At 69.1% G+C, this 25,364-nt stretch carries 23 protein-coding genes, 1 tRNA gene and 1 riboswitch; of the genes, 20 read left to right on the top strand and 4 right to left on the bottom strand.

The annotated features are described in order from the left end of the window. Nucleotides 1-3: 3 nt before the first annotated feature. From prcA to EV646_RS06850, 10 genes are all read left to right on the top strand, one after another. Complete coding sequence (gene prcA, locus EV646_RS06895; protein ID WP_132145164.1) at nucleotides 4-837, top strand: proteasome subunit alpha; 834 nt, start codon at nucleotides 4-6, stop codon at nucleotides 835-837. Beyond that, entirely contained in the window at nucleotides 834-1,448 is a 615-nt protein-coding gene (locus EV646_RS06890) for an NUDIX hydrolase (RefSeq protein ID WP_132145162.1), read from the top strand. The genes prcA and EV646_RS06890 overlap by 4 nt, the downstream gene beginning before the upstream one ends. A gap of 5 nt (nucleotides 1,449-1,453) precedes the next feature. Next, nucleotides 1,454-1,538: riboswitch (ZMP/ZTP riboswitch) on the top strand. Nucleotides 1,539-1,559: 21 nt separating this feature from the next. Then, complete coding sequence (locus tag EV646_RS06885) at nucleotides 1,560-2,429, top strand: bifunctional 5,10-methylenetetrahydrofolate dehydrogenase/5,10-methenyltetrahydrofolate cyclohydrolase (RefSeq protein WP_132145160.1); 870 nt, start codon at nucleotides 1,560-1,562, stop codon at nucleotides 2,427-2,429. 31 nt (nucleotides 2,430-2,460) lie between these two features. Further along, a complete protein-coding gene (gene aroH / locus EV646_RS06880; protein ID WP_132145158.1) occupies nucleotides 2,461-2,829 on the top strand; it encodes a chorismate mutase in 369 nt (122 codons plus the stop codon). Then, on the top strand, nucleotides 2,826-3,890 hold the full coding sequence (locus tag EV646_RS06875) for a prephenate dehydrogenase (protein WP_132145156.1): 1,065 nt from the start codon (nucleotides 2,826-2,828) through the stop codon (nucleotides 3,888-3,890). Before aroH ends, EV646_RS06875 begins: the two co-directional genes overlap by 4 nt. Nucleotides 3,891-3,985: 95 nt before the next feature. After that, nucleotides 3,986-4,675, top strand: a complete 690-nt coding sequence (cmk, locus tag EV646_RS06870) for a (d)CMP kinase (protein ID WP_132145154.1) — start codon at nucleotides 3,986-3,988, stop codon at nucleotides 4,673-4,675. Next, nucleotides 4,672-5,400: a lysophospholipid acyltransferase family protein gene (locus EV646_RS06865; protein ID WP_132145152.1), complete on the top strand. Its 729-nt coding sequence runs from the start codon at nucleotides 4,672-4,674 to the stop codon at nucleotides 5,398-5,400. Before cmk ends, EV646_RS06865 begins: the two co-directional genes overlap by 4 nt. Continuing rightward, the gene (gene der, locus EV646_RS06860) at nucleotides 5,393-6,772 is read left to right on the top strand and encodes a ribosome biogenesis GTPase Der (protein WP_132145150.1); all 1,380 of its coding nucleotides are present in this window, start codon (nucleotides 5,393-5,395) and stop codon (nucleotides 6,770-6,772) included. Before EV646_RS06865 ends, der begins: the two co-directional genes overlap by 8 nt. A 71-nt stretch (nucleotides 6,773-6,843) precedes the next feature. Beyond that, nucleotides 6,844-6,917: transfer RNA gene (locus tag EV646_RS06855), tRNA-Pro, on the top strand. Between the two features lie 50 nt (nucleotides 6,918-6,967). Continuing rightward, nucleotides 6,968-7,537, top strand: a complete 570-nt coding sequence (locus EV646_RS06850; RefSeq protein WP_132145148.1) for a hypothetical protein — start codon at nucleotides 6,968-6,970, stop codon at nucleotides 7,535-7,537. 36 nt (nucleotides 7,538-7,573) lie between these two features. Here the strand turns inward: EV646_RS06850 and EV646_RS06845 are convergent, their stop codons facing one another. After that, a complete protein-coding gene (locus EV646_RS06845) occupies nucleotides 7,574-9,742 on the bottom strand; it encodes an MMPL family transporter (protein WP_132145146.1) in 2,169 nt (722 codons plus the stop codon). 79 nt (nucleotides 9,743-9,821) lie between these two features. Beyond that, on the bottom strand, nucleotides 9,822-10,370 hold the full coding sequence (locus tag EV646_RS06840) for a TetR/AcrR family transcriptional regulator (RefSeq protein ID WP_132145144.1): 549 nt from the start codon (nucleotides 10,368-10,370) through the stop codon (nucleotides 9,822-9,824). Nucleotides 10,371-10,479: 109 nt separating this feature from the next. Here EV646_RS06840 and EV646_RS06835 point away from each other — a divergent pair, with 109 nt between their 5' ends. Both EV646_RS06835 and EV646_RS06830 read left to right on the top strand, forming a co-directional pair. Next, the gene (locus EV646_RS06835; protein WP_132145142.1) at nucleotides 10,480-11,424 is read left to right on the top strand and encodes a S1C family serine protease; all 945 of its coding nucleotides are present in this window, start codon (nucleotides 10,480-10,482) and stop codon (nucleotides 11,422-11,424) included. A gap of 125 nt (nucleotides 11,425-11,549) precedes the next feature. Further along, nucleotides 11,550-11,744, top strand: coding sequence for a hypothetical protein (locus tag EV646_RS06830; protein WP_132145140.1), 195 nt, complete (start codon nucleotides 11,550-11,552; stop codon nucleotides 11,742-11,744). Nucleotides 11,745-11,809: 65 nt separating this feature from the next. On the opposite strand, the gene EV646_RS06825 is transcribed toward EV646_RS06830, so the two are convergent. Beyond that, nucleotides 11,810-12,469, bottom strand: a complete 660-nt coding sequence (locus tag EV646_RS06825; RefSeq protein WP_132145138.1) for an MBL fold metallo-hydrolase — start codon at nucleotides 12,467-12,469, stop codon at nucleotides 11,810-11,812. A 193-nt stretch (nucleotides 12,470-12,662) separates the two neighbouring features. On the opposite strand from EV646_RS06825, the gene uvrA reads away from it, so the two are divergent. The 8 genes from uvrA (at nucleotide 12,663) to EV646_RS06785 (ending at nucleotide 24,415) form a co-directional block, all read left to right on the top strand. Further along, entirely contained in the window at nucleotides 12,663-15,707 is a 3,045-nt protein-coding gene (gene uvrA, locus EV646_RS06820) for an excinuclease ABC subunit UvrA (protein WP_132145136.1), read from the top strand. 245 nt (nucleotides 15,708-15,952) lie between these two features. Further along, nucleotides 15,953-16,291 (top strand): hypothetical protein, encoded by a 339-nt coding sequence (locus tag EV646_RS06815; RefSeq protein ID WP_241995491.1) that lies wholly within the window; start codon nucleotides 15,953-15,955, stop codon nucleotides 16,289-16,291. Nucleotides 16,292-16,305: 14 nt separating this feature from the next. After that, nucleotides 16,306-16,608, top strand: coding sequence for a hypothetical protein (locus EV646_RS06810; RefSeq protein ID WP_132145134.1), 303 nt, complete (start codon nucleotides 16,306-16,308; stop codon nucleotides 16,606-16,608). A 31-nt stretch (nucleotides 16,609-16,639) separates the two neighbouring features. After that, nucleotides 16,640-17,008, top strand: a complete 369-nt coding sequence (locus tag EV646_RS06805; RefSeq protein ID WP_132145132.1) for a DUF6507 family protein — start codon at nucleotides 16,640-16,642, stop codon at nucleotides 17,006-17,008. Next, nucleotides 17,005-17,289: a hypothetical protein gene (locus EV646_RS06800; protein ID WP_132145130.1), complete on the top strand. Its 285-nt coding sequence runs from the start codon at nucleotides 17,005-17,007 to the stop codon at nucleotides 17,287-17,289. Before EV646_RS06805 ends, EV646_RS06800 begins: the two co-directional genes overlap by 4 nt. 64 nt (nucleotides 17,290-17,353) lie before the next feature. Further along, a complete protein-coding gene (locus EV646_RS38780) occupies nucleotides 17,354-23,668 on the top strand; it encodes a toxin glutamine deamidase domain-containing protein (protein ID WP_158290911.1) in 6,315 nt (2,104 codons plus the stop codon). Continuing rightward, nucleotides 23,668-24,150: a hypothetical protein gene (locus tag EV646_RS06790; protein WP_132145128.1), complete on the top strand. Its 483-nt coding sequence runs from the start codon at nucleotides 23,668-23,670 to the stop codon at nucleotides 24,148-24,150. Before EV646_RS38780 ends, EV646_RS06790 begins: the two co-directional genes overlap by 1 nt. Next, the gene (locus tag EV646_RS06785) at nucleotides 24,140-24,415 is read left to right on the top strand and encodes a hypothetical protein (RefSeq protein ID WP_132145126.1); all 276 of its coding nucleotides are present in this window, start codon (nucleotides 24,140-24,142) and stop codon (nucleotides 24,413-24,415) included. Before EV646_RS06790 ends, EV646_RS06785 begins: the two co-directional genes overlap by 11 nt. On the opposite strand, the gene EV646_RS06780 is transcribed toward EV646_RS06785, so the two are convergent. Then, nucleotides 24,416-25,297 (bottom strand): hypothetical protein, encoded by an 882-nt coding sequence (locus EV646_RS06780; RefSeq protein ID WP_132145124.1) that lies wholly within the window; start codon nucleotides 25,295-25,297, stop codon nucleotides 24,416-24,418. Between the last annotated feature and the right edge of the window lie 67 nt (nucleotides 25,298-25,364).

The raw sequence follows: 25,364 nt of genomic DNA, 5'->3' as shown, positions 1-25,364 counted from the left end.
TCGATGAGCGTTCCGTTCTACGTCTCGCCCGAACAGCTGATGCGGGACCGGGCCGACTTCGCCCGGAAGGGCATCTCCAAGGGCCGCAGCGCGATCGCCCTGCAGTACGCCGACGGCATCCTGTTCGTCGCGGAGAACCGCTCGCCCGCGCTGCACAAGGTGGCCGAGATCTACGACCGGATGGCGTTCGCCGCGGTCGGCCGGTACAACGAGTTCGAGAACCTGCGGATCGCCGGCGTCCGGCTGGCCGACATGCGCGGGTACTCCTACGACCGGCGCGACGTCACCGGCCGGGCGCTCGCCAACGCGTACGCACAGACCCTCGGCGCGATCTTCTCCTCCGGCGGTGAGAAGCCGCTCGAGGTGGAGATCCTGGTCGCCGAGATCGGCGCCAGCACGGCCGAGGACCAGATCTACCGGCTCACCTACGACGGCTCGATCGCGGACGTCCGCGGTTACGCCGTGATGGGTGGCCCGGCCGAGCAGGTCGCGGACTACGTCGGCGAGCACTACCAGGAGGGCATCTCGCTGGCCGGGGCGCTCCGGCTCGCAGTGGACGCGCTCGGGCACGACAGCAACGAGGTCCGCGAACTCACCCCGGACCAGATCGAGGTCGCCGTACTGGACCGGACCCGGACCCAGGTGCGCAAGTTCAAGCGGATCTCGGAGGAGACGCTCGCGCGGATCCTGTCCGAGTCCAGCCCGGACACGACGCCGTCCACGCCGGCCGAGGAGGCCGAGCCGAAGGCGGTCGAGGACACCCCGGTCGCGCGGTCGTCGGACGACGACGTACCGGTGGCTCCGCCGGAAAACCCGGAGGACGACCGGCCGCTGTGAACGATTCGGTAGTGGGCTCAGCCGCCGCAGACTCTGCGGCGGCTGCGTCGTCTCGGCCGGGGGACCCCGAACCCTGGGTCCTGCTCGACGAGGAGCCGGGGTTCAACCGGTTCCTGACGGTGAACCTGCGCCGGTACCGGCTGCCGGACGGGCGCGAGGTCGAGTGGGACGTGTTCGGCCCGAAGTCCGCGGACGGGATCACGTCCGGGATCACGGTGCTGCCGATCACGCCGGAAGGCCGGATCGTCACGATCCGGATGTTCCGGGCCGGGCCGGACCGCGTCGTCACGAACCTGCCAGGCGGGTTGGTGGAGGCGGGGGAGGACCCGGCGGTGGCGGGCGCCCGGGAGCTCGAGGAGGAGACCGGCTACACCTGCGAGTCGCTCGAGGTGGTCGGTTGGCAGTGGTCGTCGGCGTCCTCGATCTACCGCAAGTACGTCGCGATCGCGCGCGGCTGCCGGCCGGACGGGAAGCAGGCGCTGGACGAGTTCGAGGACTGTGTACCGGTCGAGCTGACCGTCGACGAATTCCGGACCGAGCTGCGCACTCCCGGCGCGATGACCGGCATCGACGCCTCGTACCTCGCCCTCGACCACGCGGGTCTCCTCTAGACTGGTCGGTGGACCGCGACTGGCGTTGAGGTGGGGTACCACCGGGGAACGGTCTGCCATCCGGCTTCGCCGCGCGCCTGGGCACTTTGTTCGATGCCCAGAGGAGTGCGTATGTCCAAGTTGATGATCGGGACCGACCTGGCCGCCGAGATGGTGGCGAAGGCAGCCGAACGAGCCGCCGCGTTACAGGAGAAGACCGGGGTCCAGCCGTGTCTGGCGACCGTACTGGTCGGCGACGATCCGGCCTCGGCGACGTACGTGCGGATGAAGCAGAACCGTTCGAAGAAGGCCGGAATCGGATCGCGGAGCGTCGTACTGCCCGCCGAAACGACGACCGGCGAACTGGTCGCCGAGCTTCACAAGCTCTCGAACGACCCCGAGGTGCACGGGATCCTGCTGCAGCACCCGGTGCCGGGCCACATCGACGAGCGGGCGGCCTTCGAGGCGATCGACCCGGCGAAGGACGTCGACGGGGTGACCATGCACGCGTTCGCGGCGATGGCGTTCGGGGAGCCCGGCTTCCGGTCCTGCACGCCGGGCGGGATCCTCCGGCTGCTGGAGGCGTACGACGTACCGATCGCGGGGGCGCACGCGGTTGTCATCGGCCGCAGCCCGATCCTCGGCAAGCCGGCCGGGATGTTGCTGCTGGCATCGAACGCCACCGTCACCTACACCCACTCGCGGACCGTGAACCTGCCCGAGATCGTCCGGACCGCTGACATCGTGGTGGCCGCGGTCGGCAAGGCGAACTTCGTCCGCGGCGACTGGCTGAAGCCGGGCGCGGTGGTGGTCGATGCCGGGTACAACGAAGGCAACGTCGGCGACGTCCACTTCGACGAGGCGGCATCGGTCGCGAGTTTGATCACCCCGGTCCCGGGTGGTGTCGGTCCGATGACGATCGCGCTGCTGCTGGAGCAGGCGGTCGACGCCGCCGAGGCACAATCCGAGACGGCTGTCCGCCCTGTGGTTACCCTGCCCTAGGGTTGGAGTAGACAACTAAGGAGGCAGGCACGTGGCGGTACGGGCGATCCGGGGTGCCACCCAGCTCGAGGTGGACGAGCGCGAGCACCTGCTCGCTCGCTCCGCCGAGCTGGTGAAGGCGGTCCTGGAGGCGAACGATCTGGACCGGGATGACCTGATCAGCATCCTGTTCACCGTCACGCCGGACCTGCACTCGGAGTTTCCCGCCGTGGCCGGGCGGCAGATCGGGCTGACCGACGTACCGCTGATGTGCATGCAGGAGATCGACGTGCCGCACGCGCTGCCGCGGGTGGTCCGGCTGATGGTGCACGCGGAGTCGGCGCGATCCCGGGAGAAGATCCAGCACGTCTACCTGCACGGCGCGGTCGCCCTCCGTCCGGACCTGACAGGCGCCCAGTGAGCGAACTGCGTGGTCCGGTGCGGATCGTCGGGACCGGACTGATCGGTACGTCGATCGGCCTGGCGCTGGCCCGGCTGGGTGTGGTGGTCGAGCTGGTCGACGCCAATCCCGACTACGCGCTGATGGCGGAACGGATCGGCGCCGGCTCCCGGCTGGTCCAGATCGAGCCGCAGTTGGTCGTAGTCGCCGTACCGCCGGATCACGTCGGTGCGGTGGTCGCCGAGCAGCTCGAGCAGACCGACGCGATCGTCACCGACGCCGCGAGCGTGAAGTCCAAGCCGCTGGCCGATGCGCGCCGGCTCACTGGCGACCTCAGCCGGTACGTCGGCAGTCACCCGATGGCGGGCTCCGAACGCAACGGTCCGCTCGCCGGGCGGGCAGACCTGTTCGACGGCGCGACCTGGGCGATCACCCCGCACGAGACCAGCTCACCAGTAGCGGTCGAGCTCGTACGGCGGTTGGCCGAGGCGGCTGGAGCACGGACGGTCGAGCTGTCCGTCGAGGACCACGACCTCGCGGTCGCGCGGGTGTCCCACCTGCCGCACCTGATGTCGGCGCTCGCCGCGGGGACGCTGGCTGATGCGCCGGATTCGCACCTGCAGCTGTCCGGGCAGGGCGTTCGCGACGTCACCCGGATCGCGGCCGGCGACCCGGCGTTGTGGACCCAGATCGTGTCGGCGAACTCGACCGCACTGACCGGGTTGCTTGAGCAGATCCGCGGCGAGCTCGACCGGGTACTCGTTGCCCTGGGCAAGGAAGAGGCGGCCGACGAGCTGACCTCGATCCTCGGCCAGGGTGTGTCCGGCGCGGTCCGGGTGCCGGGCAAGCACGGTGCGCCGCACATCGACCTGGTCAGCGTCCTGGTCACCATCCCCGACCGTCCCGGCCAGCTGGCGCGGCTGTTCGCGGATGCCGCCGAGTCGGGTGCGAACGTCGAAGACCTGCGGATCGACCACAGCCCCGGGCGTCCGGTCGGTGAGGTCGAGCTGGCGGTCAAGCCGGGCTCTGTGGACCAGTTGGTCGAGGTGCTGACTCAGCGTGGCTGGGTGGTCCACCGCTAGTCGCCGTACGACGTCACCCGTCGTTCATCGCTGGTCGTCGTACGGTGTTCGGAGCTGGTGCCGGAATTGTCCCCGCGCACAGGTAACCTCTGGGCATGATCATCGCTGTGGACGGCCCGAGCGGCTCTGGTAAGTCGAGCACGGCCCGTGGGGTGGCCACCAGGCTGGGGCTGCGATTTCTGGACACCGGCGCGACCTACCGCGCCGTGACCTGGTCGGCGCTCGAGCGCGGCCTCGACCTGGACGACACGGCGGCGGTGGCCGACCGTGCCCGTGAGCTGACGCTGGACATCAGCACCGACCCGACGCGGCAGTATGTGATCGCCGACGGTGTCGACGTGACGGCCGCGATCCGTGAGCCGCGGATCAGCGAGAGCGTCAGCAAGATCGCCACCAACCTGGACGTGCGCGCGGAGCTGATCCAGCGGCAGCGCGCGATCATCGACGACGCCCAGCCGACCGGCGGGATCGTGGTCGAGGGCCGCGACATCGCCACCGTGGTCGCGACCGACGCCGAGCTGAAGGTGCTGCTGACCGCCGACCAGGAGGCCCGGCTGGCCCGCCGCGGCGCCGAGCTGGCGGCCGGCGCGGTGACCGCCGAGCAGCTCCGCGACCAGATCGTCCGCCGCGACGCCGACGACGCCACCGTCTCCCAGTTCCAGGTCGCCTCGGACGGCGCGGTCACGATCGACTCGACCCATCTGTCCCTGGAGGAGGTCATCGACGTGATCTCCCGCCTCGCGAAGGAGGCTGAGGCCGCTCCACCCCGCGACCGGGAGTCATGACCGCGGAACTGACCGGGCACCTGGAGCTGCCCCGGACCGACGACCTGCCCCGGTTGCCTTATCGGCTTGCGCTACCGGCCCGCAGGCTCGCCAAGCCGTATTTCCACCGGAAGTACCGGCTGAGCGTGCACCACGAAGAGCGGTTTCCGCGGACCGGTCCGGTGCTGATGGCGCCGAACCACCTGAGCTTGCTCGACGGTCCGTTGCTGGGGGCGATCGCGCCCCGGATGCTGCACCAGCTCGGCAAGATCGAGGCGTTCGGAGGTCTGCAGGGCCGGCTGCTCCGGCTGTTCGGCCAGATCCCGGTCGACCGGTCGACGTACGACGTCCGCGCCGTACGGCAGTCCATCCAGGTGCTGCGGGACGGCCGGGTGCTGAACATCTATCCGGAGGGGACGCGAGGGCCGGGTGATTTCCGGCACGTGCGGACCGGCGTGGCCTATCTCGCCGTGGTGACCGGGGCGCCGATCCTGCCGGTGGCGCTGCTTGGGACGCGGCTGCCGGACGGTGACATCGAGGGGTTCCCGCCCGCCGGGAGCCGGATCGATGTGGTCTATGGCAAGCCCTTCACGGTGGACCGCGTACCCTTTCCCAGGAGGCATTCCGACGTACGGGCGGTTGCCGACCAGATCGGCGACGTGCTGCGAGCCCATGTCAGGGCGGCCGTCGAAGCCACCGGCCACCCACTTCCGGGCGTGCCAGACAAGAAGGATCCTGATGAGTGACCTGCCCACCGGCTACGACTTTGCCGAGCCCACGCACGAGCGTGAGGACACGGGACCGCTGCCCGTGCTCGCGATCGTGGGGCGGCCGAACGTGGGCAAGTCCACACTGGTGAACCGCATCATCGGCCGCCGCGAGGCCGTCGTCGAGGACACCCCTGGCGTCACCCGCGACCGCGTCTCGTACGACGCCAACTGGGCCGGCCGGGGCTTCACCGTCGTCGACACCGGCGGCTGGGACCCCGACGCGGTCGGCATGGCCGCGCTGGTCGCCGCCCAGGCCGAGGTCGCCATCAACGCGGCCGACGCGGTGCTGTTCGTGGTGGACGCGACGATCGGGATCACCGATGCCGACGAGGCCGTCGTCCGGGTGCTGCGGAAGTCCGGCAAGCCCGTCGTACTCGCGGCGAACAAGGTCGACGACCAGCGGGTCGAATCCGAGGCGATGAACCTGTGGAGCCTCGGCATCGGCGAGCCGTTCCCGGTGTCGGCCATGCACGGCCGCGGTACGGGCGACATGCTGGACGCCGTACTGGCGGCGCTGCCCGAGGCTCCGCCGGAGCGCGACCCGGAGTCCGGGGGACCGCGCCGGGTGGCGATCGTCGGCAAGCCGAACGTGGGCAAGTCCTCCCTGCTGAACAAGGTCGCCAAGGAGGACCGCGTCGTCGTCAGCGACGTCGCCGGTACGACGGTCGACCCGGTCGACGAGCTGATCACCCTCGGCGGCCAGACCTGGCGGTTCATCGACACGGCCGGCATCCGGCGGAAGGTGAAGAACGCCTCCGGGCACGAGTACTACGCCTCGCTGCGGACGAACGCCGCGATTGAGCGGGCCGAGGTCGTCGTGGTCGTGGTGGACGCGTCTGAGCCGATGACCGAGCAGGACATCCGGATCATGAACGCGGTCGAGGAAGCCGGCAAGGCGCTGGTCATCGCCTACAACAAGTGGGACCTGGTCGACGAGGACCGGCGCTACTACCTGGAGCGCGAGATCGACCGCGACCTGGTCCAGTTCCGCTGGGCGCCGCGGGTCAACATCAGCGCGCTGACCGGCCGGCACATGGAGAAGATGGTCCCGGCCATCGAGGCGGCGCTGGAGGGCTGGCAGACCCGCGTCCCGACCGGCCAGCTGAACGCCTTCCTCGGCCGCCTGGTCGCGGCCCACCCGCACCCGGTCCGCTCCGGCAAGCAGCCGAAGATCCTCTTCGGCACCCAGGCGACGACGATGCCCCCCACCTTCGCGATCTTCACCTCCGGCCAGATCGAACCGTCGTACCAACGCTTCATCGAGCGCCGGTTGCGAGAGGACTTCGGCTTCGTCGGCAGCCCCGTCCACGTCCAAATCAGAGCCCGCCAAAAGAAGCAGAAACGCTGACGGGACCCTGGTCAGAGCACTGGTTCGGATGAGGTAAGGTTTACTCCGGCTGGTCTCGTAGCAGTGGTTTTCGGGCTGTGGCCTAGCCAGGTAAGGCGCCTGTCTGGGGGACAGGAGATCCCGAGTTCAAATCTCGGCAGCCCGACCGAAAGAGGGGCACCGATTTTGTCGGTGCCCCTCTTTACGTTTATCTCCATGAAGACCCTGGGGGATAGGCGAACCTGGAACGATGACCAACTCCGTCAAGCAGTGGCGGACAACCCGTCGTGGAGTGCTGTCGCTCGCGCGTTGGGATTGAAGGGTACGTCTGCCGGCGTGATCCGGACGATCAAGCGCCATGCGGCACGTCTCGAGCTGGACACGACGCACTTCACTGGCCAACGTCGGTGGTCGGACGGTCAGCTGCGCCGAGTGTTGCTCGGTTCGACTTGCTGGGCGGAGGTGCTTGACGGTCTCGGTGTCATCGACAACGGCGAGAACCGGGTTCGGGTCAAGGGACATGCCGCCCGGCTCGGTCTGGACTGCACACATCTGAAGAAGCGGGAACGACCGGAGACACCGGAGGATAGGTTCAACCAGCCGATGCGGCCGGAGATGCTCCGATGTGCGGCATCGGCGTTGGCGATGGCGTGGTTCAGCTTGCGCGGTTGCGCTGCCGGCAGCATCTACGTAATCCCCAGTTCGGTTCTGGCAGGCCGAGTGGCCATCGATGCAGAGACCTATGCACCATACCGAGTTGGTGATGCGTCGAGTCTGATGCAGTGAGGGGCATCGGCTTTGACACCGATGCCCCTCGGGTTGTCAGTCGATGCTGACGAGTTCCTTCTCGGCGGGCTTTTCGACGCGGAGGGTTTCGCCCTCGATGTCCACCTTCGGGGTGATGCGGTCCAGCCACTTCGGGAACCACCAGGCTCGGTCGCCTAGGAGGCTGAGGACGGCGGGGACCAGGGTCATCCGGACGACGAAGGCGTCGATCAGGACGCCGATGGTGAGGCCGAAGCCGATCGCCTTGATGATCGGGTCGTGGACCATGATGAAGCCGGCGAACACCGACGCCATGATGAGCGCGGCCGCGGTGACGACCCGGGCGCCGTGGCCCAGGCCTTCGATGGTCGCCTCGGTGGCGTGCTTGCCGTGCACGAACTCCTCGCGCACCCGGGAGACGATGAACACCTCATAGTCCATCGCCAGCCCGAACAGCACGCCCATCATGATGATCGGCAGGAAGCTGACCAGCGGGCCGGGTGAGTCCACCCCGAGCAGCGAGGCACCCCAGCCCAGCTGGAACACCGCGACCGTGATCCCGAACGTCGCGCCGATGGTGAGCACGAACCCGAGCGTCGCCTTCAGCGGTACCAGCAACGACCGGAACGCCAGCAGCAACAGCAGGAACGACAACCCGATCACGACCAGCAAGTAGATCGGCAACGCGTCGGACAGCTTGTTCGACACATCCACCCCGACGGCCGTGTTCCCGGTCACCGAGATCGACGTATCACCGTTCGCCAGCGGGTGAATGGCGGCCCGCAGATTCTTGACCAGGTCCGCGGTCTCCTCGCTCGCCGGGCCGCTGGACGGAATCACCTGCAGCAACCGCGTGGAGCCGTCCGAGCTCGCACCCGCGGGCTGCGCCGCGACGACATCCTTCAATCCCTGCGTCTTCGCCAGTATCTGCTCGGCAACAGCGCCGGACGTGGCCGCGTTGTTGCTCTTCACAACCACAACGAGCGGACCGTTGGCGCCAGGACCGAATGCGGCCGCGGTGAGGTCGTAGGCGACCCGCTTGTTGGTTCCGGCCGCCGCCGAAGCACCATCCGGAAGCGCGAGCTGCATGTCCTTGGTCGGAATCGACAGGACCCCCAGCCCAATGATGCCGAGAGCAACAATCGGAACCCGGAAGCGAGTCACCAGCCGACCCCACCGGAACCCGAACCCCTCGGTCGGCGCAGCTACCGCGGTCTTCCGCAGCTTCCGCGGCAGTACCCGCTTCCCGACGAACCCGAGCAGAGCCGGCAGCAAGGTCAGCGCAACCAGTACGGCGGTCAGCACCGTAGCCGCGGCGGCGAAGCCCATCGCGGTGAGGAACGGTACGCCGACCACACTCAGCCCAGCCAGGGCGATCACGACGGTCGCCCCCGCGAACAGGACCGCCGAGCCCGCCGTCGCCGTGGCCCGCGCGACCGACTCCTCCGGATCCATGCCCTCGGCAAGCTGACTGCGGTGCCGCGAGCTGATGAACAACGAGTAGTCGATACCGACGGCGAGCCCCAGCATCAAGGCCAGGATCGGCGCGGTCGAAGAGACGTCCGTGACCGCCGTGACGAGGAACAGACCGGCCATTCCAGCCAGTACGCCGAGCAGAGCGGTGAGCAAGGTCATTCCGGCAGCGACGAGCGAACCGAAGGTGATGACCAGTACGACGGCCGCGACCGCCACCCCGAGCACCTCGGTTGCCCCGACTTCGGGTACGCCGCCGACGACGTCACCACCTGGCACGACCCGGAGGTCACCGGAGCTGAGCTTGCTGAGGCCGTCGTACGCCTCGGTGCTCTCCTTCGAGAGCTGGTCGGCGGGCTTGTCGAACTGGACGCTGATCAGGCCGGTGGTGCCGTCCTGGCTGATCGCCTTGCTGGTGAACGGGTCGACCGCCGCGATCACCTCGGGCACCTTCGCGACCTTGGCGACGGTCGCGCCGACGGCGGCCTTCACGGCCGGATCGGTGAGCGTCTTGCCGTCGGGTGCCTTCACGACCACGGTCGACGAAGCGCCGCTGGCGGCCGGCAGCTCCTGCTTCAGGGCGTCGAGCGCGCGCTGCGACTCGGTGCCGGGGATGGAGAAGGTGTTCGTCGTCTTGCCGCCGAGCGTCAGTGCGCCGACGCCCAGCAGGACGAGCAGAGCCGCCCAGACGGCGGCGACGAGCCGCCGGCGCTGGTAGGAGAACCGGCCGAGCCGGTACAGCAGATTGGCCATCGGGAAGTGCGCCCGTTCCGGGTTGCGGGCAGGGGAGAGCGGTCGCCTTGGTGGGCAAGGCGAGCCGGTGCGCCTGAGGTCAGGCGGGTCTGATGAGTCGCCGCAGGGCGTGCTCGCAGAGTCTTCGGAGTTCCTCGTCGGTGCGTCCGTCCGGGCGCCGGCAGGCGCCGAGCAGGCCGTTGACGGCGAACTGGGCCAGGTCCTGCTCGAGCGGATCGTCGGATCCGGCCATGTACCTGGTCATCTGCATGCCGTCGGCGACCAGGCCGGCGATCTCGGGCATCTCGTCGATCACCGGGATGACGTCCTGAATCACGTCGACGACGCCGCGGTGCACCACGGCGAGGTCGGTGAAGTGCTGAATCGCGAACTCCTGCGCCTCGGCTCTCGACAGCGTCCGGGCCGTCTTGATCAGTTCGGCCAGGTCGGCGGCGGCCGGTTCGAGTACGGCGGCCAGGACAGCGGGCTTGCCGTTGAAGTGGTACAGCACCGTCGCCTTCGAGCAGCCGGCCGCGGACGCGATGTCCTGCAGCGACACCGCGTTGTAGCCCTTGGCCTGGAACAGGCGCATCGCCTGGCGGACGATCTCGAGCCTGGTCCGCTCCCGGGCGGGGGTGGTGACTGCCATGTCACCCCAGCTTCCTGACCGATCGGCCAGTTTTCAACCGGTCGGTCAGTTTGTGGGCCAGATCACACGCTGGTTGATTGCGGTGTAATGCTGTAATCGGGAGGCGGAGATGGCTGAAGAGACTGCTGGGGACGACGTAATGGATGCCTACTCCCGGGTGGTCTCGGGAGTGGCGGAGCACTTGATCCCGCGGGTCGCCAGCCTGCGGATCGCGAGCCGGCGAGGTGACTCGTCGGGGTCGGCCGTGGTGCTGACCGGGGACGGGCACCTGCTCACGAACGCACACGTGGTCGGCGGCGGTGAGTCGGCGACGGCGGAATTCGCGGACGGGACCGCGGCGCAGGCGCAGGTGGTCGGCGTCGACCGGCTGTCCGACCTCGCCGTACTGCGGACTGATCGGGAGATCCCGGATCCACCGGAGTACGGCGATGCCGATCAGCTGAAGGTGGGCAATCTGGTGGTTGCTGTCGGCAACCCGCTCGGGCTGGCCGGGAGTGTGACCGCCGGCGTGGTGAGTGCGCTCGGGCGGTCGCTGCCGGTGCGGACCGGGAACGCGACCCGCGTGATCGAGGACGTGATCCAGACCGACGCCGCGCTGAATCCGGGCAACTCCGGTGGAGCGCTTGCCGATGGCAACGGCCGGGTGATCGGCATCAACACCGCCGTGGCCGGCATCGGCCTCGGCCTCGCCGTACCGATGAATTCGACCACCCGGCGGATCATCTACGCGCTGCTGCACGACGGCCGGGTACGGCGTGCGTACCTCGGCCTGGTGACGAAGCCGGCGCCACTGCGCCCACAGCTTGCCGAGCGGTTCGACCAGCGCAACGCCCTGCGGGTCGTCGAGGTGATCTCCGGCAGCCCTGCCGCCCAGGCTGGTCTCCGCGAGGGCGACCTCGTACTTGCGGTGGACGGCGTACCGCTCCGCGACGCGCAGTCGCTCCAGCGCCAGCTCTTCGAGGACGCGATCGGCCGCCGTACGGAGGTCACTGCGATCCGCAACGGCGCCCTGGTCGACGTCGTAGCCTTCCCCGCCGAACTAACCGACCGCTAGGCGCCGGCGCGTGGACGAGCGGGTGGGCTGGCGGGGGAGTTGTTCGGGCGGGCGATCTTCAACGGTGACGTTGAAGCGCTGACGGCTGCTTCCACCAGGTCGTCCGGGACGACACCGAGCCAGCATTGTCGGCGCTCACGACCTCCCGCGAGCTGGCGACGAAGACCGCCGCCGATCTGACTCTGTCCTATGCCCTCCGTCACCTCGGCATCGCCGCCCACATGGCCGGCAACCTTGCTGACGAGGCGGCCGAGCTGGCCGCCTCGGCCGGTGCCGCGAAGATCAGCGAACAGATCGCCGAAGCGCGGTCAGGTCTGTAGCGGGCCGCCTCGGAGGGATTGGCACGATGCCACTCGTCGAGCGGCACGGGCTGATCTTCTGACCGCTACCAGCCGCGTTCTCGCCACTCCGGGAGGCTGGGGCGTTCGTCGCCGAGGGTGGTGTCGGCGCCGTGGCCTGGGTAGACCCAGGTCTCGTCGGGGAGCTTGGCGAAGAGCTTGGTCTCGACATCGTTGATGAGCGAGGTGAACCGCTCGGCGTCGCCCTGGGTGTTGCCCACGCCACCCGGGAACAGCGAGTCGCCGGTGAAGAGGTGCGGGGCGCCGGCCGGGTCGTCGTACAGGAGGGCGATCGAGCCGGGCGTGTGGCCGACCAGGTGGATGACGCGGAGGGTGGATCGCCCGACCGGGATGCCGGCGTCGTCGTCGACGAGCTCGTCGGTCGGGACGGGGATGTGGTCCGCGTCGTACCGGCCGGCGACCGTGGTCGCGTTCGTCCGGGCGACCACCTCGGCGAGGGCCTGCCAGTGGTCCTGGTGCCGGTGGGTGGTGATGACGCGGGCGAGGCCGGCGTCGCCGATCAGGTTCAGCAGGGTGTGGGCGTCGTTGGCGGCGTCGATCAGCACCTGCTCGTCGGTCCGGCGGCAGCGCAGCAGGTACGCGTTGTTGTCCATCGGCCCGACGGCGACCTTGGTGATCATCAACTCGGCCAGCTCGTGCGTCTGCACGGGTCCGCCGACCTTCACGTTGCCGTGGTACTCCGACATGCGTCCTCCCGAGACGTCGCGGTCCTCCGGCCGATCCTTTCACTCTCAGCCGGGTTGCGCGAACCACCCGCGAGGATCGAATATACTTTCGAAACGGCCGCTTGATCCGGCGCTGGAAGTTTTTGTCGGTGGGCCTCGTTAGCATGACCGGGCATGGCCCTGGAACCCCTCGAGAACGGCTGAGAGTGAGCTTGTGTCTGACCGTCTGATCGTGCGCGGAGCGCGTGAGCACAACCTGAAGGACGTCTCGGTCGACCTGCCGCGGGACGCCATGATCGTCTTCACCGGACTGTCCGGGTCCGGAAAGTCCAGCCTGGCCTTCGACACCATCTTCGCCGAAGGCCAGCGGCGCTACGTCGAGTCGCTGTCGGCGTACGCGCGCCAGTTCCTCGGCCAGATGGACAAGCCGGACGTCGACTTCATCGAGGGCCTGTCACCGGCCGTCTCGATCGACCAGAAGTCCACCTCGCGGAACCCGCGCTCCACCGTCGGCACGATCACCGAGGTGTACGACTACCTCCGGCTGCTGTTCGCCCGGGCCGGCCGTCCGCACTGCCCGGAGTGCGGCGAGCCGATCGCGCGGCAGACTCCACAGCAGATCGTCGACCGCGTGCTCGAGCTGGAGGAGGGCATCAGGTTCCAGGTGCTCGCGCCGGTCGTCCGTGGCCGCAAGGGTGAGTACGTCGACCTGTTCCGCCAGTTGAGCGGCCAGGGCTTCTCCCGGGCGCGGGTGGACGGCGAGACGGTCCAGCTGACCGAGCCGCCGAAGCTGGACAAGCAGAAGAAGCACAGCATCGACGTGATCGTCGACCGGCTCGCGGTGAAGGGCTCGGCCAAGCAGCGGCTGACCGACTCGATCGAGACCGCGCTCGGCCTGGCCGGCGGTCTGGTGGTGCTCGACTTCGTCGACCTGCCGGAGAACGATCCGCATCGCGAGCGCCGGTTCTCCGAGAAGCTCGCCTGCCCGAACGACCACCCGCTCGCGATCGACGAGCTGGAGCCACGGTCGTTCTCGTTCAACTCGCCGTACGGCGCCTGCCCGGTGTGCAGCGGTCTCGGCACCCGGATGGAGGTCGACCCGGAGCTGCTGGTGCCGGACCCGTCGAAGTCGCTCGACGAGGGCGCCATCCAGCCGTGGTCCGGGCAGAACGTCTCGCAGTACTTCGAGCGGCTGCTCGCGGCGCTGGCCAAGGACCTGAAGATCAAGACCAGCACGCCGTTCGGTGAGCTGCCGGCGAAGGCGAAGAAGTCGCTGCTCACCGGGCACGACCGGCAGGTGCACGTCTCCTACCAGAACCGGTACGGCCGCGAGCGCTCGTACTACACCACCTTCGAAGGCGTCATCCCGTACGTCGAGCGGCGGCACGCGGAGGCGTCGAGCGACACCAGCCGGGAGCGCTTCGAGGAGTACATGCGCGAGGTGCCGTGCCTGGCCTGCAACGGTGCCCGGCTGAAGCCGATCTCGCTGGCGGTCACCCTCGGCGGCAAGAACATCGCCGAGATCAGCGCGATGTCGATCGACGAGGTGCACGGGTTCCTCCAGCAGATGGACCTGACGCCGCGGGAGAAGCAGATCGCCGAGCGGGTGATCAAGGAGATCGGCGAGCGGCTGCGGTTCCTGCTCGACGTCGGCCTGGACTACCTGGCGCTGAGCCGGCCGGCGGGTTCGCTGTCCGGCGGCGAGGCGCAGCGGATCCGGCTGGCGACCCAGATCGGGTCCGGGCTGGTCGGCGTACTTTATGTGCTGGACGAGCCGTCGATCGGTCTGCACCAGCGGGACAACCGGCGGCTGATCGAGACTCTGCTCCGGCTCAAGGAGCTGGGCAACACGCTGATCGTCGTCGAGCACGACGAGGACACCATCGACCACGCCGACTGGGTGGTCGACATCGGTCCGGGCGCAGGTGAGCACGGCGGCCAGGTGGTCGTCTCCGGCACTGTCGAGGACTTGCGCAACCACCCGGACTCGATCACCGGCGCGTACATATCCGGCCGCAAGGAGATCCCGATCCCGGCGGTCCGGCGCCCGCTCACCGAAGGCCGCGAGCTGAAGGTGTACGGCGCCCGCGAGCACAACCTGCAGGACATCGACGTGACGGTCCCGCTCGGCGTGTTCGTCGCGGTCACCGGCGTGTCCGGCTCGGGCAAGTCGACGCTGGTCAACGACATCCTCTACACGTCGCTGGCGCGGCAGATCTACGGGGCCCGTGCGGTCCCCGGCCGGCACACCAAGATCTCCGGGATGGAGCTGGTCGACAAGGTCATCCACGTCGACCAGTCGCCGATCGGGCGCACGCCCCGGTCGAACCCGGCGACCTACACCGGCGTCTGGGACCACATCCGGAAGCTGTTCGCGGAGACGCCGGAGGCGAAGGTCCGCGGGTACCAGCAGGGCCGGTTCTCGTTCAACGTCAAGGGCGGCCGGTGCGAGGCCTGCTCGGGTGACGGCACGCTGAAGATCGAGATGAACTTCCTGCCGGACGTGTACGTGCCGTGTGAGGTGTGCCACGGCGCCCGGTACAACCGGGAGACGCTCGAGGTGCACTACAAGAGCAAGACGGTCGCGGACATCCTGGACATGCCGATCGAGGAGGCGTCCGAGTTCTTCGCCGCGATCCCGGCGATCTCGCGGCACCTGAAGACGCTGGTCGAGGTCGGCCTCGGATACGTCCGGCTCGGGCAGCCGGCGCCGACGCTGTCCGGCGGTGAGGCGCAGCGGGTGAAGCTGGCGTCCGAGCTGCAGCGGCGCTCGACCGGCCGGACGGTGTACGTGCTGGACGAGCCGACCACAGGTCTGCACTTCGAGGACATCCGCAAGCTGCTGGGCGTGCTCGGCGGTCTGGTCGACAAGGGCAACTCGGTGCTGGTGATCGAGCACAACCTCGACGTGATCAAGACCGCCGACTGGATCATCGACCTCGGCCCCGACGGCGGTCGCCGCGGCGGCACACTCGTTGCCGAGGGCACCCCGGAGGAGGTGGCGGCGAACCCGGCGTCGTACACCGGCGAGTTCCTCGCCGAGATCCTGCACGGCCGGGCCGCCAAGCCCAGCGCGAAGAAACAAGCAGCGGCGGGGCAGGCAGCCGCGGTGAAGGGTGTCGCCAAGAAGGCCCCGGCGAAGAAGACCGCGGCCAAGAAGGCAGCGCCCGTGAAGGCAGCGCCCGTGAAGAAGGCGGCGCCCGCGAAGAAGACAGCCGCCAAGAAGGCGGCGACCACCAGAAAGCGCGCGGCGAGCTAGGCGCCGCGGACAACCCGCGACAGCTCGCCTGCCTGCCCGAGACCGCGTCAGCTCGCCGCGCGGCGAACTGACGCGGTTTGTTGTTGCCTGCTCACACACCGATAGTTGTCTTCGGCAACGAACTTTCCAGGTGTGTTGCAGGCACCTTTCGATCCTGGTCGAAAGGTCTGCGGCGGCGCCATTGATGACCCGTCGTCGCGACTATCGTGGCCGGTGCGGCGTGACCAAACTTCGAAGGAGAGAACGTGACCGGACGCTGGGACATGGGCCAGGACACCCTGAGCCAATTGGCCAAGAAGACCACCTCCGGAACTCAGGACCTCGGTGGCCTGGTGAAGCAGCTGGTCGCCGCGGCCCAACCGCTGGAAGGCAAGATGAACGGTGCCGGCAAGCAGATGTTCGACGCCTTCAAGGCCAACGTGGACGGCATCGCCGGCGACCTGAACGCCGGGCTCGCGGCGATCAACCAGGGCCAGTCCGGGATGGACTCGGCCTTCCGGAGCGGTGACAGCGAGATGGCCGACACCGCGAAGAAGAACCAGGGCGCGGCCGACTTCGACGGCGCCAAGTTCGGCAAGCGCTGAGAGAGGAACAGACGATGGCAAACCGCAACAGCTACGACACCGCCGCCTCCGGCGAGGTGCAGTCGACCATCAACAGCCTCTCCGGGCAGATCCAGAGCCTGATCGCGACGCACCGGCAGAACGTGCAGGCGGCGCTGTCGGACGCGTCGGCCAGCGGCGTGACCGAGAGCTACCGCGCCGTGGAGGACCGCTTCAACAAGGCGGCCGACTCGACCCTGTCGGTGATCGCGTCACTGAAGGAAACCCTGGCCCAGAACGACGCGACCGCCGCCGCGACGCTGAAGAAGGCGCAGTCCGCCGTCGACGGCATGGGCTGACTGGGCCGGCCCGCAGACCCGAGGAGCGACAGTGGACTGGGACATCGATGTCGAGGGCGTCAGCAAGGTCTTGACGGACACGCAGACCGCGGCGGCGCAATTCGACCCGTTGACGAAGGCGTACGGCGCGAAGCTGGAAGCCATCATGAACGGCCTGAACTACGACGTGTTCACGGTCGTCGCGGCGGCAGTCGGTGAGTACGCCCAGCACTGGTCGCCGACGCTGGAAGCGGCCGCGAAACAGGTCGGGGCTTCGCTGACCGGCGCTCAGAACGCGGTGATGGCTTACATGAACGGGCAGGAAGAGATGGCCCTGAACGCGCAGCGGGCCGCGGGGCGCGGTGAGATACCGCAGCCGCCGGGCTCCACTCCGCCGGGTGGAAGGAACAGGGCGGTATGAGCGAGCAGCAGGAGCCGGCGGCGGTGCCGGACGATGTGGCCCATGCGGGCCGCGTGCGGCTCGCCGAGTGGCTGACCGCCGAGGCGCCGAGCCCGGAGCTGGGTGCGACCCCGGAGGAGCTGGCGGACTGGGCGGCGTACCAGGCGGCGGAGTATTTGGTCTTCGTTCCGCCCGGGTACGCGAACCTGATCTTCCTGGTGGCCGAGCACGGCATCAGTTCCTTTGCGCCGAGTGAGCAGACGCTCGAGCAGGCGATGGTGGCGGCGCGACCGCAGTCGTGACGGCGTCCATCCGCCGTACCAGCAGCAATCGTTGAACCCCGTGTGAGCCGAGGACTGAACTGACATGATCCAACCTGAAGGCATCCCGATCGCGGAACTGACCAAGGTGTACCAGGGTCTCCAGAACGTTCCCGATCTGAGCGGCCTCGGGCAGGGGTACGTCGACCTGGGCAACAACGTGCACAACACGTTCCAGGGGCTGAACTCGGTGTACCACGCACCCGAGCGGGAGGTGCTGGTCAACTCGACGAAGAAGGTCCAGACGAACCTCACCGAGTTCGGTCCGAGCCTGCCGGCGATGACCCGGTACCTCAGCAACCTGGCCAGCGAGCTGGGCGGCAAGATCTCCAGCCTGACCAAGATCCGGGACCAGGCCTACGAGTGGCATCGCAAGAAGAACGGCAATCCGGAGTGGCAGAACGATCAGTACATGATCGACTGGAACAACCGGATGGTGAAAGACGTCAGCCGGATCATGACGGAGGAGCTCCCGCAGCTCTGCATCAACACCGCCAACGACATCGTCAAGCTGCACGGCGGTAAGCCCTGGGATCCGAAGACCGGTGTCCGCGAAGGTGAGCAGCCGCCGCCGCAGAAGGAGCAAGAGGGCGATCCGCCGCCGCCCGCGTGGGGTACCGAGGAGGAACGGGACAAGCCGTGGTGGCAGGACTGTCTCGAGTTCCCGGTGAACTTCGTCGGCGGGGTCCTCACCGTCGTCGGCGAGACGCTCGAGAGCGTTCTGACGCTGATCCCGGTACTGCCCCTGCTGGGCGAGATCCCCGGTTTCCGCGACCTGATGAAGGATGTCTTCAAGTGGGACGTGCCCACGTGGCAGGACGCGGGGCAAGCCTGGGTGGGGCTGGGCACCTTTGTCGGGCAGATAGTGACGGCTCCGTATCAGCTTGCCTGGTGGGGATTCGACAAGCTCACCGGCCTGGACACCCGGCCGCAGTGGGTCAAGGACTGGGGCGAGACGGGTGTCAACATGGGCACCCAGGTGGTGAAGGGTTTCGTCGCCTGGGACGAGTGGGCGAAGAACCCGGGTAAGGCACTGGGCATCGCGCTCACCAATGTGGTCGCGACCGTGGCCTCGGGCGGATCCGCCGGTGCGCTCAGGGGCGCCGCGATGGCCGGCCGGTTCGGCGCGATGAGTGCGACGGTGGCGAGGGTCGCCGGGGTGGCCGAGAAGCTGCAAGGGCTGCGGGTCGCCATGCATGACGGTGCCCTTGGCGCGGTGACGAAGATCCCGAAGGTCGGCAGTGTGGTCGAGGGATTGTCGAAGATCCCGATCGTCGGCGACACCTTCAAGATGCAGGGCCTGCCGAAGGTCGACGTACCGTCGGTGGACACGCCGAACCTCCCCGACGCGCACGCCTCGGTCGACGCTCCTCACGTCTCGGTCGACAGCCCGTCGGTCAACACTCCATCCGTCGACACCCCGTCGGTGGACACGCCGGACGTGAGCGCACCTGCCGCCACCCACACGCCGACAGTGGACTCGCCGTCTGCGCCCGTGTCCCACGCGGATCCAGGTACGACGTCACCGGTCTCACATGCGGATCCCGGTACGACGACGTCGCCTGTGACTCATGCGGATCCGGCGACGACGTCACCGGTCTCACACGCGGACCCGACCACGACGACGCCGGGCACGCGCACTCCCGACACCACGACGACACCATCGGCAACCCGCACACCGGACGCGCCGTCCACGCCAGGCACCCGCACGCCCGACGCGAGCACGCCGAGCACCCGCACGCCGGATGCAGCGACGACTCCGAGCGCGCGTACGCCGGACTCGCCGACCACACCGGGCACCCGGACGCCGGACGCGCAGACCACCCCGAACACCACCCGCACTCCCGAGACGTCGCACACGCCGGAGACCGCACGTACACCGGAGACCGCGCGCACCCCGGAGACGCCGCACACGCCAGACTCGCCGCACACACCGGAGAGCGCGCGCACTCCCGAGACCCCGCACACACCGGAGTCGCCGCACACGCCGGAGACCCCGCACACACCGGAGACGCCGCACACGCCGGAGACCGCGCGTACTCCGGAGACGCCGCATGCGCCGGAGACGCCGCGGACGCCTGAGACGCCGGGTACTCCGGAGAGCGCGCGTACGCCCATTGCGCCGGAGACGCGTGTGCCGGAGGGGACTCCGCGCACGCCGGAGCCGGCGGCGGCGCGGAACGTTGATCCTGCGGTCGCGCCCGTGATGCCGATGCATGCCGGCGTACCGGGGCATGCCGGGACGCCCAACGCGCCGAATACTCCGAACAGCCCGGGTCGGCCGGACGCGCCGAACCAGCCGAACGCGCCGCGTACGCCGGAACCGCAGGCTCCGCGCACGCGCGGCAGCGACCCGCTGTACCCGACCGGCCGGCGTGACCACGAGGGCTGGGAGTCGCCGGACTACCGCGACCCCGACCGGGTCGGCGCGCACGCGAAGAGCTCGGCGGACTCCACCCCGCCGTGGCACGACCGCTCGAACGATCCGAACACCCCGCCGTGGCTCCGGCCGGGCTACGACCCGACCCGGCCGGTGGCCCACGACCCGAATCCAGGGCACATGCCCGGGGAGGAGTTCGGCCCGCGGGCGACGAAGTATGAGCCCTACGATCTGCCGTCGCATCCGCGTCCACCGCGTGACCCGAACACACCGCTCGACGCCGCGAACGACCCGAAGTGGGACGACCCGCAGCGACGGCAGGTCGACCTCGACGCGATGAAGCCGGGCCACCTGCGGCCCGAGCCGGGCAAGCCGCGCGAACTGGTCGACCCGCACCAGCACATCCCGGCAGACCCGCGCGATGTGCGTGCCGGTGACCTGCACGATTCGGTCGGCGATCCGCCGTACCGGAACCCGGAGGAGTGGTCCGGCAAGCTGAACCCGGACTACCACCTCAGTCCGCAATACCGGATGAACTGCCCGGACGTCGCGCGCAAGGCCGCGGACATCCTGAACGGCGACACGCCGCGGCTGGCGGCCGGCAACCGGATGGGCACGGGGGAGGGCCCTGAAAGCACGCTCGAATGGATGGACCTGAAGGACTTCAAGCCGGAGCACAAGATGACGGCCCCCAACGGGCCGCACAACCCGGCTGACTTCACCAACGCCGCTTATCGCCGGGTGTACGACGCGCTGACCGGCCGGCCGCCGGGTACGCACGCCAACATCTTCGTCCGGTGGAAGTCGCCGATGCCGGGGATCCCGGGCGGTGGGCACGTCTTCAACGCGTTTGTGGACGAGTTCGGCCACGTGAAGTTCCTGGACGGGCAGCCGCCGGGTGGAAAGGTCGTGGAGGCGTTCCCGGAGGGTCACACAGGGGCGTACCCGAAGAACCCGTACCCCGGCGACATCACGGACATCAAGTTCGCCACCCGTGAGCCCGGCGGCAAGTGGGACGGCGTACCGCGGACCCCGAACACACCGCCGGCTTCGCAGTTGACGGCTCAGCAGCCGCTGCCTCGGCACGCCGGAAACGACGTACCGGACCGGTCGATCAGCGATGCTCTTGGTACGCCGGACACGCCGTCGCGCCCGCACGATCCGTACGACCCGGGCCAGAGCATCCGCGACCGACTCGACGGCATCGACGAGCCGTCAACCCGACTGCGCGACCCGAACGGCCCGGAGAACGACCCCCGGGCACCGCAGAACGATCCGAACGCACCCGAGAACGATCCGAACGCACCCGAGAACGATCCGAACGCGCCGCAGAACGACCCGCGGGCACCGGAAAACCAGGGCCAGCCGGAGACCCCGCGGGCGGATGGAACCGGTCGCAGCAAGTGGGATCACCTGACAGAGCTGCACCCACCCGCGGCCCGCGCTTCGGAACCCCACCTCCCGGACCCGCACGCGCCAGCGACGCCGGAGACCCACACGCCGGACGCTGGTGACGCGAGGTCGCCGGGGAATAAGTTCCTCGACAGTCTGCGAGAGCCGGACGCACCGCGTTCGCCTGATGCGCCGCGTACGCCGGCTGATCACGGCTTCGACCCGCCGGACCGGGTACGCCGGGCTGCGTCGCCCGAGGCGGAGGCTCGGTTCCTGGCCGAGATCCGGGAGGCCGCGGCGGGATGGAGCCGTCGGGACATCGACGACCTCAGTCAGTTCGGCGGGTCGACGTCCAACCTCGTCAACAGGATGCTGCGCAATCCCGGGCAGGGGATCCAGGCGATCCGGAACCAGACTCCGCACCTGATGGAGTGGATGGACCGGGTGGACGATCTGATCCGGCGGGCGCCGAGGGCCAGCGAGCCACGCACGCTGCTGCGCGGTCTCGCCGCACCTCAGCACGTCCGGACCGAAGCCGACTTCCGGCGCTGGGTGCAGGAGGCCTTCGGCGGCGACCGGTTCGAGAACCCGGGCTACACGTCGACGACGATGAACCCGGAGCGGGCCGCGGACTTCGCGCACCAAGGCGGGGCCAAGTTCGGTGTCGTGGTGGAGATCCGCTCTCCGCAAGGCCTCCCGATGGGCAAGGTCATGCACGACCGGGCCATTACCGACGAGGTACACGAGGGCGAGTACGCGTTGCCGCGCGACTTCAGTGGCAGGATCGTCGGCATCAGTGACGGCGTCCCGTTCGAACGCCGGGGAGGACAGGAGCCGTACGTCGTCATCCACGTCGTCGACGACTCGCTGCCCGGCGGCCAGCTGCCAGGTGGGCACGTACCTGAGACCCCAGATGTGCCTGACACGTCGACCCCGTCGGGGGTGCCGGAGGACTCGCACCGGCCGACCGCGCCAGGGCAGCCGGCGCAGGCACCCCACCAGCAGCCGGACTACGGGCCTCCGCCGGGTTACCGACAGGCCGACCAGCCGTCGGCGCCGCCGCCAGGGCAGCCGCAGCAGTCGTTCGGTCCGGGTCAGCCGCAGGCGCCTCGCCCGGCGTACCAGCGGCCAGAGCAGCAGCCGTTCGGCCCGGGGCAGCAGCATGGTCCCGGTCAGCCGGAGGTGGACTACGGGCCGCCGCCTGGCTACCGCCACGAGCCTCCCCAGCAGCCGTTCGGGCCGGGTCGGCAGCCGCCTGCACCCAACCCGCCGTTCGGTCCAGGTCAGCCGCATCAGCCGTACGGGCCGGGACAGTCGAACGCGCCGCACCAGCCGGGGCAGCCTCCGTATGGTCCGCCGCATCAGCACCCGGGGCAGCAGCCGCCTGCACCGAACCAGCCGTTCGGCCCGGGCCAGCCGCATCACCAGCCGGAGCCGCCCTACCAGCAGCCCGGCCAGCCGCCATACGGTCCGCCGCACCAGCAGCCGGGGCAGCCTCCGTACGGTCCGCCGCATCAGCAGCCCGGCCAGCCGCCGTACGGTCCGCCGCACCAGCAGCCGGGGCAGCCGCCGTATGGTCCGCCGCATCAGCAGCCGGGGCAGCCGCCGTACGGTCCGCCGCATCAGCAACCCGGTCAACCGCCGTATGGTCCGCCGCATCAGCAGCCGGGCCAGCCGCCGCACCAGCCGGGGCAGCCTCCGTATGGACCGGGGAACAGGCAGTCGGAGCAGCCGCCGTACCCCGGTCAGCAGCCGCCGCATCAGCCGTGGCCTGAGTCGCCGTACCAGCAGCCGGGTCAGCCGCCGTATGGTCCGCCGCATCAGCAGCCGTACCAGCAGCCGGGGCGGCCGCCGTATGGGCCGCCACACCAGCAGCCCGGTCAGCCGCCGTATGGGCCGCAGCATCAGCACCCGGGGCAGTCGCCGCACCAGCAGCCTTACCAGCAGCCGGGGCAAGGGCCGTATGGGCAGCCGGAGGCTTATGGGGCGGCCCCGCATGAGTCGCAGTCGTACGGGTCGGCTGAGCATCAGCCGGACCACGGCGAGCAGCCGGCGGCGAGTCCTGCCGGCGGGCAGGATTGGCGCCCAGGGGACGACAAGTTCGGTGTGAGCACCAAGCAGGGGTTTGATCCGGCGTTCCATCACAAGGCGCTCGAGGATCAGTTCGCGCCTGGTGTGCACGACCCGGACGGTTCCTTCCAGGCCAAGGAGCGGGCGATGGCCGATCGCCTCGAGCAAGAGGGCTGGCGCGTCGACGGTCGCCCGGAGGATCACACCAAGCAACGCCTGAAGAATCCGGAATGTATGGTTCGCAAGAACCCGGCCGACGAGGGTCTGATCACCGAGTTCAAGGCGCTGGACAGCGGCGAGGTGGGTGCGGTCAAGCGGAACGTCAAGAAGGCGGCCAAGCAGGTCCCGCCCGACGGCGAGGTGGTCCTCGACGGCCGGAAGGTCGGCCTCACCGAGGAGAACGTTGCCGAGGCGTTCGCCGGCCTGCAGAGGTTCGGCGACACGGTCGCCGCGACGACGCACGTGATCCTCGGCGACGGCCGCATGGTGACCTACAAGCTCTACGCGAAGGAGAACTGATGTCCACGCAGGAGAACATCTTCCTGCAGTCGGGCGCGGCGGCCGCGGACGAGGCGAAGCTGCTCCGGGAGCTGCTCGAGTTGGAGCCGATCCCGGACACCACCGGAGCCGGGCCGGACGAGCACGGCCTGCGTGGGCCGGCCCGGACCGTGGACGGCGTACTGGGCTACGTGATCCAGCCGAACGACAACGTCGAGCCGGACCCGACCCCCGAGACCGCGCAAGCGTTCGACACCTATCCGATCGAGATCGACATCTGGCTCGGCCGCGACGAGGCTGCGCAACTGCAGGAGGCGCGGCTGATTTTCGACCGGCTGGTCGAGGCGCGCCCGGATGTGCCGATGCTGCTCTGCCACGATCTGGATCTGCTGGTCGCGGCCTACCGTCCGGGCCAGGGTGTGCACGAATTCCCTGCCGGCACGACGGTGGACGCCCCGCACGCCGACCGATGGCGCGATTGGGTGCTGCCTGATGTCGGGTAACTACGGGACGCAGGTGATCGAGTCGGTGGCGGTTCGCCGCCGGCGGCTTCGGGAGGCGTGGCTGTTCGGCGCCGAGCGGGCGAAGAACACGCTGAACGAGCAGACCGGCAGGGTCTTCGCCAGCATGATGATCGGCGCGATCGCCTGCGCGGGCTGCGCCGGCTACTCCTACTTCAAGACCTCGATGGCCAAGGAGAAGCAGAACCAGCAGCCGACGCCGACGGCAACGACCTCAGGACCGGTCAGTCCTTCACCCAGCAAATAGTCACCGCCCGAACAGATGCCGCAGCCAGGTCCGCCGAGGCTGCGGCTTGAGGGCAGCGGGCAGTACGGCGCTGGGCGGCGTAGCCAGCGTCACAGGGACCTGCACCAGAAGGTCGCCCTGCAGCCAGTACAGGTCGGGTGAGCACTGGTCGGATGCGCCGCGGTAGCTCTCGGCGACCCATTGAGCCAGCGCGTCGGCGCGCGCCTGCCCGGCGTCGGCGGGGCAGTAGGCGACAGTGCTCAACCGCGGTACGCCGATCAGCACGCCCGCACCAATAGATGCCTGGGGCAATAAGTTCTCCCGGTCGACCATCGCCATCGACACCAGCGGATCGCCGTCCCGGCTGAGCACCGAGAAACCGTCCAGCTCCTGCGGTACCAGGTCCGCGATCTCGTCGAGCGTGAGCTGCACCGGCGACGGCACGTCCGGATCCCCGAGCCCGTGCATCGATCGCCGTACGACGGTCAGCCGGCGCAACTCGTCGCCGGTCTTGATGAACACGACCACCTCGAAGTGATCACCGAACGGCAGCAGGGCATCGGCGACCGGACCGGCCGTGCGCGCCGACCAGCCGCGCTGGACGAGCAATGCACGCTGGCGTTCGGCGACGTCGCCGAACCGGTGTTCCTCGGTGGCGAGCTCGCCTTCGGCGACGACCGCGCGCAGCCAGGCCTCGATCTGCTCCGGCCACAGTTGCTTTGGTAGCTGAAGGCAACGTTCGACGATCTCGCCGACGCCGACCACGGCCGACATCTGCAACGCGCCGCGTCCCCAGCCGACCTCGACCGTTCGCTGCCCGGCGTCCACAACGCAGCCGGGCAACCATATCGGAGCGAGATCCGCAATCATTTCGACCACGTTCGAATCGCTGGTGCCTGTCATTCCTTGACCTCCGCCACCACTAAAGTGTGCAGCACGTCCGTCTGTACGAAACACAAGTCCCCCGCGG

The sequence above is a fragment of the Kribbella antiqua genome (assembly GCF_004345665.1).
Lineage (GTDB): Bacteria > Actinomycetota > Actinomycetes > Propionibacteriales > Kribbellaceae > Kribbella > Kribbella antiqua.
This window is presented reverse-complemented; position numbering and strand designations above follow the sequence as displayed.